Source organism: Dysgonomonas sp. Marseille-P4677, from assembly GCF_016652235.1.
In the GTDB taxonomy this organism is placed as follows: domain Bacteria; phylum Bacteroidota; class Bacteroidia; order Bacteroidales; family Dysgonomonadaceae; genus Dysgonomonas.
Genome location: NZ_JAEPKU010000144.1, coordinates 1 through 10,560, shown reverse-complemented (window position 1 = coordinate 10,560; position 10,560 = coordinate 1). Strand labels below are relative to the sequence as shown.

General features: G+C 36.2%; 13 protein-coding genes and 1 riboswitch. All 13 genes read left to right on the top strand.

Annotation, left to right across the window (positions count from 1 at the left end; genetic code table 11):
- Positions 1–144 precede the first annotated feature (144 nt).
- Positions 145–885 (top strand): polyprenol monophosphomannose synthase, encoded by a 741-nt coding sequence (locus tag JGH11_RS17205; protein ID WP_201113865.1) that lies wholly within the window; start codon positions 145–147, stop codon positions 883–885.
- Between the two features lie 130 nt (positions 886–1,015).
- A complete protein-coding gene (locus tag JGH11_RS17200) occupies positions 1,016–1,642 on the top strand; it encodes a fumarylacetoacetate hydrolase family protein (protein ID WP_201113864.1) in 627 nt (208 codons plus the stop codon).
- A 134-nt stretch (positions 1,643–1,776) separates the two neighbouring features.
- On the top strand, positions 1,777–2,940 hold the full coding sequence (porV, locus tag JGH11_RS17195) for a type IX secretion system outer membrane channel protein PorV (protein WP_201113863.1): 1,164 nt from the start codon (positions 1,777–1,779) through the stop codon (positions 2,938–2,940).
- A gap of 16 nt (positions 2,941–2,956) precedes the next feature.
- Positions 2,957–3,436 (top strand): 2-C-methyl-D-erythritol 2,4-cyclodiphosphate synthase, encoded by a 480-nt coding sequence (gene ispF, locus JGH11_RS17190; RefSeq protein ID WP_201113862.1) that lies wholly within the window; start codon positions 2,957–2,959, stop codon positions 3,434–3,436.
- A gap of 19 nt (positions 3,437–3,455) precedes the next feature.
- A complete protein-coding gene (gene mnmD, locus JGH11_RS17185) occupies positions 3,456–4,133 on the top strand; it encodes a tRNA (5-methylaminomethyl-2-thiouridine)(34)-methyltransferase MnmD (RefSeq protein WP_201113861.1) in 678 nt (225 codons plus the stop codon).
- Between the two features lie 90 nt (positions 4,134–4,223).
- Entirely contained in the window at positions 4,224–5,219 is a 996-nt protein-coding gene (dusB, locus tag JGH11_RS17180) for a tRNA dihydrouridine synthase DusB (RefSeq protein ID WP_201113859.1), read from the top strand.
- 152 nt (positions 5,220–5,371) lie between these two features.
- A complete protein-coding gene (gene gpmA, locus JGH11_RS17175) occupies positions 5,372–6,118 on the top strand; it encodes a 2,3-diphosphoglycerate-dependent phosphoglycerate mutase (protein ID WP_201113857.1) in 747 nt (248 codons plus the stop codon).
- 326 nt (positions 6,119–6,444) lie between these two features.
- Positions 6,445–7,026 (top strand): 50S ribosomal protein L25/general stress protein Ctc, encoded by a 582-nt coding sequence (locus JGH11_RS17170; protein WP_201113855.1) that lies wholly within the window; start codon positions 6,445–6,447, stop codon positions 7,024–7,026.
- Between the two features lie 27 nt (positions 7,027–7,053).
- Entirely contained in the window at positions 7,054–7,617 is a 564-nt protein-coding gene (gene pth, locus JGH11_RS17165) for an aminoacyl-tRNA hydrolase (protein WP_201113853.1), read from the top strand.
- A 2-nt stretch (positions 7,618–7,619) separates the two neighbouring features.
- Positions 7,620–8,048 carry an RNA-binding S4 domain-containing protein gene (locus JGH11_RS17160; RefSeq protein ID WP_201113852.1) on the top strand — a complete coding sequence of 143 codons (429 nt, stop codon included), beginning with the start codon at positions 7,620–7,622 and terminating at the stop codon, positions 8,046–8,048.
- The gene (locus JGH11_RS17155; RefSeq protein ID WP_201113851.1) at positions 8,038–8,214 is read left to right on the top strand and encodes a hypothetical protein; all 177 of its coding nucleotides are present in this window, start codon (positions 8,038–8,040) and stop codon (positions 8,212–8,214) included. Before JGH11_RS17160 ends, JGH11_RS17155 begins: the two co-directional genes overlap by 11 nt.
- A gap of 101 nt (positions 8,215–8,315) precedes the next feature.
- Positions 8,316–8,518: riboswitch (cobalamin riboswitch) on the top strand.
- 166 nt (positions 8,519–8,684) lie between these two features.
- Positions 8,685–8,906, top strand: coding sequence for a cysteine-rich CWC family protein (locus tag JGH11_RS17150; protein WP_201113850.1), 222 nt, complete (start codon positions 8,685–8,687; stop codon positions 8,904–8,906).
- A 260-nt stretch (positions 8,907–9,166) separates the two neighbouring features.
- On the top strand, positions 9,167–10,560 hold a 1,394-nt coding region (locus tag JGH11_RS17145; protein ID WP_201113849.1), incomplete at its 3' end, for a phosphoenolpyruvate carboxykinase.

Below are 10,560 nucleotides of genomic sequence, written 5' to 3'. Positions count from 1 at the left end.
ATGTTTCTTTTTTCTAAATTATTTGTGAAATGCTTGTTGCAAATAGTTTTGGAGTATATGTTTTTTATATTTTTAGTTATTATTTTTTACATATGAAACCTTAAAATGCTACATTTGTGGCTCTAATTAAAGCAACAGAAAGATATGTGTGATTCAATAGTTATCATACCTACTTATAATGAGATAGAGAATATAGAGGCTATAATAAAAACTGTATTCAGTTTGCCTAAAAAGTTCGATATACTTATCATAGATGACGGATCGCCCGACGGAACAGCTGATGTTGTTAAGAGACTACAACAGGAGTTTGCTGATCGATTATTTCTTATCGAACGATCAGGTAAACTCGGCTTGGGTACCGCTTATATTGCAGGATTTAGATGGACGCTGGAGCGATCGTATGAGTACATATTCGAGATGGATGCCGATTTTTCACACAATCCTGATGACTTGGAAAAGCTTTATGAGGCATGCGATTCTAATGGTGCAGATATTGCTGTTGGTTCACGTTATTATAGTGGGGTTAATGTTGTAAATTGGCCGATGGGACGTGTGTTGATGTCTTATTTTGCTTCTAAATATGTTCGTTTTATAACAGGAATGAAAGTACATGATGCTACTGCAGGATTTGTTTGTTATAAGCGTAAGGTTCTTGAAACTATCGATCTGGACGATATCCGTTTTAAAGGGTATGCATTTCAAGTAGAAATGAAATATACGGCATATTGTTTGGGTTTCAATATTAAAGAGGTTTCCATCGTATTTATCAATCGTATGCTTGGCACGTCAAAAATGAATTCGGGAATATTTGCTGAGGGTGTTTTTGGAGTACTAACGATGAGGATGAGACGATTATTTGGCGGAATAAAAAAACGTACAGTTTGATATTGTATTATAATTAAATTATGGCTATACTATTTCTTGTAGCTTTATGAAGCTAAAAGAGATGATATGATTTTCGTAAAGTAATAAATCTTACTATCTTTGTCCTGTATTTTAATTTGTATTCCAATAGATGAAAATTATTTGTGTAGGGCTTAATTATCAATCACATAATAAAGAGATGAAAAGAGGATTGTCTAGCAAGGATGATGATCCTGTCCTTTTTATGAAACCTGATACGGCTCTACTTTCTAATAATAAAAATCAATTCTATATTCCGGATTTCTCTTCCGAAATACACTACGAAGCTGAAGTCGTGGTACGGATAGATAAAATGGGTAAAAATATAGCAGAACGTTTTGCCCATCGTTACTATAATGAAATAACTATTGGTATAGATTTCACCGCAAGGGATATACAAGCAGGTCTTAAAGAACGAAGCCAACCTTGGGAAATATCAAAAGCTTTTGATAATTCTGCTGCAATAGGAGCATTTGTCTCAAAAGAAAAATATCAGAAGGATATTCAGAATCTCAATTTTAGTTTAAAGAAAAATGCTGAAATAGTTCAGTCAGGCAATACCTCCGAAATGATACATTCGGTAGATAAAATAATCGCATTTGCAAGTCGTTTTTTTACATTAAAAACAGGAGATCTCATTTTTACAGGAACACCGGCAGGAGTGGGAAAGGTCCAGATTGGAGATCATCTTTCTGGAAAGATAGAGGACAATGAACTATTAGATTTGTATATTTGTTAGAATTAGATATGTTAAATTTTGGAATGAAAATAATAAATATCATAAAAAACAGTTTCCTATATAGACAAGGATAAACAAACTATATATACCTTAACTAAATAAATAAAAATTACGAAATAATAAAAAATAGAGGAATGAAGAATTTTCTTAAAAAAGTCTTACTGGTAAACGCATTTGCTCTGACTTCTTTTAGTGCATTTGCTCAGGAAGAAATTAACCCTATACATACAGCAATGCCATCATTGTCTATTGCTCCTGATGCAAGAGGCGGTGGTATGGGTGATGCAGGAGTTGCTACTGCACCTGATGTGTATTCACAGCATTGGAATCCAGCTAAATATGCTTTTGCAACTAGTAAAGCCGGATTTGGATTGTCATATACTCCATGGTTGAGAAAGATTATTAATGATATAGCATTGGTATATGGAGTTGGTTATTACAAACTAGGTAATGATAACAATCAGGCATTAAGTGCCTCGATACGTTATTTCTCTATTGGAGATGTAAACGTTGCTCAAGAAAGTGGTTTTAACGGGCAGACTTTAAGTCCTCATGAATTAGCAGTAGATTTGGGTTATTCGCGTAAGTTGACGGAAACTTTCTCGGGGTCAGTTACAGTGAGGTATATTCGTACAGACTATTCCGGTGCTGATGAGGAAACATCTCCGGGCGATGCTTGGGCGGCAGATATAGCAGGGTATAACGAATCGTATATCAATATTGGGGAATCAGAGAGTCTTTTGAGTTTTGGTTTTAATATATCCAATATAGGAACTAAGATTGCTACAACGGGAGGTCCAAGGGATCAGTTCCTCCCTACGAATCTACGTTTGGGAGCTTCTTTAATGTATCCGTTGAATGATGTTAGTACATTGTCATTTAGTGCCGATGTAAACAAACTTTTGGTGCCTACACCTCCGGTGAAAAAAGATGATGAAACCCAGCCAGATTTCGATAAACGTTATCAGGATTATCGCGATATGAGTCCGATCTCAGGTGTTTTTAAATCTTTTGGAGACGCGCCCGGTGGATTTTCGGAAGAGATGAAAGAGATTATGTGGTCGTTGGGTGCTGAATATGATTATGATAGCAAGTTCCGTGTGCGTACAGGTTATTTTCATGAAAGCAAGATGAAGGGTAATCGTCAATATATGTCATTCGGAGCAGGTTTCAAGTTGACTGCTTTTCAACTTGATGTAGCATATATGCTTGCGACTGCGCAACAAAATCCATTAGATCAGACATTGCGTTTCTCATTGGCATTTGATATAGATGGAATGAAAAACTTATTTAGATAAAAGAAGATATATTATAATGAAAATACGGGTAGGGTTTGGTTATGATGTGCATCGCTTAGCCGATAATCGAGACTTATGGTTAGGTGGTGTAAAAATCGAACATACACAAGGCCTTTTGGGACATTCCGATGCGGATGTCCTTATTCATGCAATATGCGATGCCATATTGGGTGCAGCTAATCTGCGCGATATAGGATTTCATTTTCCCGATACAGCAGATGAATATAAGGATGTAGATAGTAAATTATTACTGGCAAAAACGTTGGAGGTAATAACCGAGAAAGGCTATGTAATAGGTAATGTAGATGCTACAATATGTGCCGAACGACCTAAAATTAACCCCCATATTCCTCAAATGCAAAAAGTAATGGCAGAGATATTAAAAATATCTCAGGAAGATATTTCTATTAAAGCTACAACATCCGAGAAGGTCGGATTTGTTGGCCGTGAGGAAGGTTTTGCCGCATATGCCGTTGCGTTAATAGAAAAAAAGTGATAGTTAAACACAATTCGAAATGAGTGTGAAACCTGTAATAGAATTAACTGCTGACGGGTCTCACACTCTTTTTGTACCCGAACTTGGCGAACACTATCATTCGATAAATGGTGCGATACAAGAATCTATACATGTATTTATCAATTCCGGATTAAAATGCTGTACGAAAGATATTGTTCAAATTTTCGAAATAGGATTTGGTACCGGACTCAATGCTTTTCTTACATTGTTGAATGCAAACAATTGTGGTAAAAAGATACTTTATACTACAGTGGAGGCTTATCCGTTACCCGATTCTCTTATCCAAGAATTGAATTATTCCCAAAATCATTCAAAAGCTGACCAGGATTTGTATCATAAACTACACACTGTAGATTGGGGGCGAGAAGTAGAGATTACTGAAAATTTTACTTTAACTAAGATTAAAGATGATTTTACTCATTTCGATTTTTCACAGATTAAGCATAATGTAGATATTGTATATTTTGATGCTTTTGCACCTGATAAACAATCGGACATGTGGACGCAGCAAATATTTAATCAATTATATGATGTAACAAACTATCAGGGGGTGCTTGTTACATATTGCGCCAAAGGTATGGTTCGCAGGATGATGCAGCAGGCTGGATATACTACCGAGCGTTTGCCCGGACCTCCAGGAAAGCGGGAAATGCTAAGAGCAACGAAGGGTATTTGATGCCATGAATATAGTTAAGGTTTTCTATGATTTTTCTCATTCTATAAAAGTTATCTATATTTGCACCTCTAAACTTAGGATATAATTTTAATGAAAATAGGTAATATAGATTTTTCGAACAATCCTGTATTTCTCGCACCTATGGAGGATGTTACAGATATGGGATTTCGCCTTATGTGTAAACGATTCGGCGCAGATATGGTGTATACCGAATTTGTGTCGAGCGATGCACTTATCAGGCATGTGAATAAGACTAAAGCAAAACTAGCCATTAGTGATCAAGAGCGTCCGGTAGCAATACAGATATACGGACGCGAAGTGGATGCTATGGTGGAAGCTGCAAAAATATGTGAAGAGGCTAACCCCGATATTTTAGATATAAATTTTGGTTGTCCGGTAAAAAAAGTTGCGGGTAAAGGTGCCGGATCGGGAATGATGAAGACGCCGGATTTGATGGTGGAAATAACAAAGGCTGTTGTAGAAGCTGTGAAAATACCTGTTACGGTAAAGACCCGTTTGGGTTGGGACAACGATTCGAAAATAATAGTAGAACTTGCAGAACAATTACAGGATACAGGTATTCAGGCCCTAACGCTTCATGGACGAACACGAGCGCAAATGTATTCGGGAGAGGCAGATTGGTCGTTGATCGGTGCAGTTAAAAATAACCCTAGGATGCATATACCTATTATAGGTAATGGGGATGTGACAAGCCCTGAAATATGTAAAAAACGCTTTGATGAAACCGGCGTGGATGCTGTAATGATAGGGCGAGGCAGTATCGGTAGTCCTTGGATATTTGAGGAGGTGAAGCATTATTTGGCTACAGGCGAATATTTACCTAAGAAAGAATTTGTATGGTATCTTGAGATGTTGAAAGATTTAATACGAAAGAATATAGATTTTTCAGGTGAGCGTGGTGGCATTATTCATAGTCGTCGTCATCTTGCCGGAAGCAGTGTGTTTAAAGGAATACCCGATTTTAAAAAGATTCGTGTTTCAATGTTACGTACCGATTCCGTGGATGATTTATTTTCTATAATAGACAGTATTCCAAATCAGTTCGAAATAGTAGGACAAGAGTAAGTGATTTATATCTAAAGAGCAGAATCCGATTCTGAGTTTCATTTTATTTAGAATAGGATATTAGTTAAAAACTTATCTCTCGGGTGTTGTAACTTGTTACTATTTTAGATAACTTTGTGCTACGAGAAATAACAAATTTAAATAAAAAGAAAATGAAAAAAGTAGTATTAATTCGCCATGGTGAAAGCGTTTGGAATAAAGAAAACCGCTTTACAGGATGGACTAATGTAGACTTGTCGGAACAAGGAGTACAGGAAGCTGTTAAAGCCGGACAGCTTTTGAAGAAAGAGGGTTTCAATTTTACCCTTGCCTATACTTCATATCTGAAAAGAGCTGTTAAAACGTTGAATAATATTCTAGATCAGATGGATCTGGATTGGATTCCTGTTGAGAAAACATGGCGTTTGAATGAAAAACACTACGGTATGCTTCAAGGCTTGAATAAAGCTGAAACAGCAGAAAAATATGGTGATGAGCAAGTATTGGTTTGGAGACGTAGTTACGATGTTCCACCTGCACCACTTGAGTCAACCGATCCTCGTTCAGCTTCACAGGATCCTCGTTATGCAGGAGTGCCTAAAGCATATATTCCTGAGACAGAGGCGTTGAAAGAAACAGTGGAGCGCATCCTTCCTTACTGGCAGGAAGTAATTTATCCATCAATGATGCAACACGATGAAATTATTGTTGCAGCGCATGGCAATAGTTTACGTGGTATTATCAAATATCTGAAAGGTATCTCGGATAGTGATATTATAAGTCTAAACTTGCCTACAGCAGTTCCTTATGTATTTGAGTTTGACGATAATTTAAATCTTGTAAAAGATTATTTCCTAGGTGATCCTGAAGAAATCAAGAAATTGATGGATGCAGTAGCTAATCAAGGAAAGAAAAAATAATTACGCATTTTTGCGATCCGACAGCCACTTCTTTTTTTGAAGTGGCTGTTTTGTTTTGTATGGCTATGAAGTATATCTTATTTTATCTATATGTAATACGATGAATGCTGTTAGGATAGGGTAAAAGTGACATGTAAAAAAGTGATAGAAATGTGTTACTTTTGTCACCTTTTTCAAAATAGATAATATTAGCTCGTATTATGGTGATAAACATTAGGAAGATAAAAACAAAATAATTATCTTTGCACCGCTTTTATAAGCCCGTACGTGTGATGGGGATAAGGAAGCAAATCCTTAATTTGAGTAACACATTTTAAAATTAGAAAATGAAAACATTTGAACTAAAAGGCGAGGCTAGAACAGACCTTGGCAAAAAAGCAACTAAAGCTATCCGTAACGAAGGAAGCATTCCTGCTGTTATTTATGGTGGCGAAAAAGCAGAAACAGCTATTCACTTTACTGTAACTAACAGTGATGTGCGTAAATTGGTTTATACTCCTGAAATTTTCTTGGTAGACCTTACAGTCGGAAAAGATAATTATAAAGCGATATTGAAAGATATTCAGTTTCATCCGGTAACTGATGCAATCCTTCACCTAGATTTCCTTCATGTGTTTGATAACAAACCTATTGTTATAGACGTACCTGTTGTACTAGACGGACTTGCAGAAGGTGTGAAAGCCGGGGGTAAACTTTCTCTTGACTTACGTAAGCTAAAAGTGAAAGCTAACTATGATAAAGTTCCTGAAAAAGTACATATCGATGTTACAGGCTTGGCTCTAGGTAAATCTATTCAGGTTGGAGAATTGAGTTTCGAAGGGCTGGAATTGCTTAATGCTAAGAATGCAGTTGTTTGTCGTGTTCAGTTGACACGTGCAGCAAGAGGTCTTGCAGCTAAAAACGGCTAATAGCAGTCAGAATAAGAAATAAAACAAATGAAATATTTGATTGTCGGATTGGGCAATATCGGAAGAGAATACGAATATACCCGCCACAATATAGGATTCAGAGTATTGGACGCTTTAGCAGAAGCGTCCAATGCTGTTTTTACGGATAGGCGTTATGGCTTTGTCTCGGAATTAAAGGTAAAAGGACGTACGCTGGTTTTGCTAAAGCCATCTACTTATATGAATCTTAGTGGCAATGCAGTGCGTTATTGGTTGAATCAGGAGAAAATACCAATAGAGAACCTTCTAGTGGTCGTAGATGATTTAGCTCTCCCTTTTGGTGTTTTGAGGCTTAAAGGTAAGGGCAGTGATGCCGGGCATAACGGATTGAAGCATATACAAACGATATTGAGTACGCAGGCGTATGCTCGTTTGCGTTTTGGTATAGGAAATGAATTTCCGAAAGGTGGCCAAGTGGACTATGTGCTTGATCCTTTTTCTGATGAGGAAGAAAAAGAACTTCCTGAAAAACTGGAAATCTGCGGAGAAATAATAAAAAGCTTTTGCTTGGCCGGTATTCAGAATACAATGAATCAGTATAATAATAAATAAATATGGCTAAAGGGGATCCTAAAAGCGAAGTGCGTATAGATAAGTGGCTTTGGGCTGTTCGTTTATTCAAGACACGTTCGATAGCCATAGAGGCATGTAAAAAAGGTAGGATAACGATAAAGGGTATCGCGATAAAGCCTTCTCGGATGATAAAGATAGGCGATGTAATAGAAGTGCGTCGTGCTCCGATTGTCTATTCATTTGAGGTGTTGGGGCTTAGCGAAAATAGGATGGGGGCAAAGCTTGTACCCGGATTTATGAAAGATGTGACACCTGCCTCCCAGCTCGAAATTCTCGAATTGTCGAAGATGTCAGGATTTGTTGATCGCGCTCGCGGAACAGGTCGACCGACTAAAAAAGATCGCCGGGAACTAGATCAATTTGCTGAAGACTACACCTTCTTTGATGATTGGGATTTTGATGAAGAGTAAGTTATTGATAATAGTAACCTGTCTTGCCTTGATGGCAGCATGTAATAGCCAAGGTTTGAAGACGAGTGAAAAGGATGGATGGCGAGTGGATCGCTTTACTCCCGATGATTTTGGTATAATATCGTTTGCTAAATTCAATATAAAGGAAACTTATCTTAATCAATAGATTTTATTGCCAATAAGATACTCAACGCTATCTCATAATGTGAGGTGGCTTTTTTGTTGATAATTCTTCTCTTAATTTTAATTACACTTACATTATATTGCATATCTTTGTTTCAGATTGGTGTTACAAGTCCGTATTTACCGGATGAGTAATGAAAAGGGAATCAGGTGTAAATCCTGAACAGTCGCGCTGCTGTAAGCTCGCAAAAGTGTTTGTACAAATCCTCTAGCCACTGTTTTATCGAACGGGAAGGTAGTGCAAACAAGAGTAAGTCAGAAGACCTGCCAAAAGCATTTTATTTCGTCTTTCGCGAAAAAAGACAGAAAATACAGTTGTTGAATCAATTTAAGTATTTGTAGTTTATCATTTGTTGTGTGTTATGCAAACTCATGCCATTATCTTGTTTTGGTATGGGGAATAGTATTTACAATCGATAAATAATTATTTATAATTTCTAAAAATTAAAAACGATGAAAAAGATTTGTAAAAGGTGTTCAGTCCCATTTAGTTGTAGAGAAGATAGAATTGATCTGTGTAGTTGTCGAAAAGTGACTTTGGTTAGTGGCGTTCGTGATTATATTAAAGAAAATTATGGAGATTGTTTATGTCCTAAATGCCTTAAAGAAGCGAATGCTTCATATTATGCATTTGATGTCAATCCTGCTTTTTTGCAGAAAAACAAAAATAGCTAGATTGTAATGTGTTGTAAAGCAGTGTTGTAGTAAAAACTTGTTTTTAATTTACAATTTATTATAAAATTAGTCTTTAATTCGTTTAATTGTATAGCTAAGTTTCCTTAAATTTGAACCTAGAAAATTTTATCTGAAAAATATTCGGATAAATAGAGTCGGTTTGCGATCTCCTAGTTTAAGAAAAACTTAAGGGAGGGGGATCATAAACCGAAATTTGTGTGGATTATCAAAATAAATATAAATAATAAACAAGATCTGACATGTTACAAGAATTTACGTTAGGCGAAGGAAAAGCGATAATGAACTTCACGCTTAAATTTTGCGATACGCGTCAAAAAATACTAAACAGTTATGGATTTCATAGAGTATTGGAAGTCTTTATTCAAAAATTGAAAAAAGATGAAGTTATTATCTATGAATATTATATCAAAGAATTTAAAACCGATGAAGAGTTTGAAAAAACATTGATTGAAGCATTTAAGTTACTTACTGTTTGTAATACAGATGAAGTGCAGAATGTACATAATAAATATGCTATATTCTTCAATGATAAAGACTTGTTTATCGAATTAATAGAACTTCTTTATAGTTTTTGGCGCAGGCTCGAACGTTACACTGTAGTGCATAATAGCTCGATAGGTAATGGATTGCAGAGTGTGAGATTTATGCAAGCTAACGAATTGTTTAACGAGTTAGTATTGTCGATCTATCGTCGTATCGAAGAAACTGTAATGGGATATCAGCATCGTGTATACCGTCAACTTACAGCCGGAGCCAATGCTGCACTTACATTAAGTGACATAAACTGGAACTGTCCGGTTGAATATAACGGATTATCTTCGATTCCATTTATTACCGGTGTGATGTTTAGACCACCGTTTATATCTTATACAAAAAGAAATACTCGTGATGGCATATTCCACGAACACCAGACAAATCCTATTGAAAACCTAGCTCTTAATGAAGATGACTGGTTCTTGTTCCCTGCCAAAGTTGGAAATATGTTGACTTTTGTATACTTCCATAAAGACTTTATGGTTCATGGGTTCGGCTTATCTAACTTGTTCGAGTTAGCCAAGGAAAACGAGTATATTGGAAAGAAACCGGATATAATCTATGTTTTTGGAAATCCAGATGGATACGAAGAAAAACGTACATTCTATTATAAAGATAAGAAAAATGATATATTGATCGGATATGCTAATCATTGTGATGATATAGACTATTTCGGTTATATGAAAAAAATGTTGCTGACATTGCATAATGTAAAGCAAATGGAAAATAATCGTCTGCCTATACATGGAGCTATGGTAAATATTGCTTTGAAGAATGGAAAAGAAGCAAATATCATTATCATGGGAGACAGTGGTGCCGGAAAATCAGAGAGTCTTGAGGCATTCCGTTCGCTTAACGAAAGTTATATCCGCCATATGCGTATCATATTTGATGATATGGGCTATTTGAAAAAAGAAGATGATGGTACGGTCAAAGGTTATGGTACAGAAATTGGGGCATTTGTGCGTATCGATGATCTTGATCCTATGTATGCTTTCGAACAATTGGAAAGAGGTATTTATACCAATCCGGATAAAATAAATGCCCGGATTACTATTCCGGCAGCAACATATGATATAATTATGAAAGGATATAAAGT